The organism is Pauljensenia sp. UMB6358, assembly GCF_030216865.1.
Lineage (GTDB): Bacteria > Actinomycetota > Actinomycetes > Actinomycetales > Actinomycetaceae > Pauljensenia > Pauljensenia turicensis_A.
This window is the reverse complement of record NZ_JASOMS010000198.1, coordinates 1-259: the sequence shown is the minus strand read 5'-3', so window position 1 is coordinate 259 and position 259 is coordinate 1. Positions and strand designations below refer to the sequence as shown.

The 259-nt window shown below is 61.8% G+C and carries 1 pseudogene; it reads left to right on the top strand.

Going from position 1 to position 259, the window contains the following annotated elements:
* Positions 1–259, top strand: a pseudogene (locus QP381_RS09170) (hypothetical protein); the annotation flags it as partial.

Below are 259 nucleotides of genomic sequence, written 5' to 3'. Positions count from 1 at the left end.
TGAGGGGCGAGGAGTTCGACCTGGCACGCGAGCAGGTTGAGATCGTGCTCTCCGTGGTCTCGCCCCGACATCGGGGCTGGGTGCGCCTGAATTTGGGCGAAAACCTGAGCTATGCCGACATTGCGAGGACGGAGCATCCCGATGCGAGTAAGGCGGAGATTGACCGGCACGCCAACACAATCGGCACCGCAGTCAATCGCGCCATCAAGAAGATCCATGACCAATTCCCCGACGGCTGTCCGGTTCACCAGCCACGGGA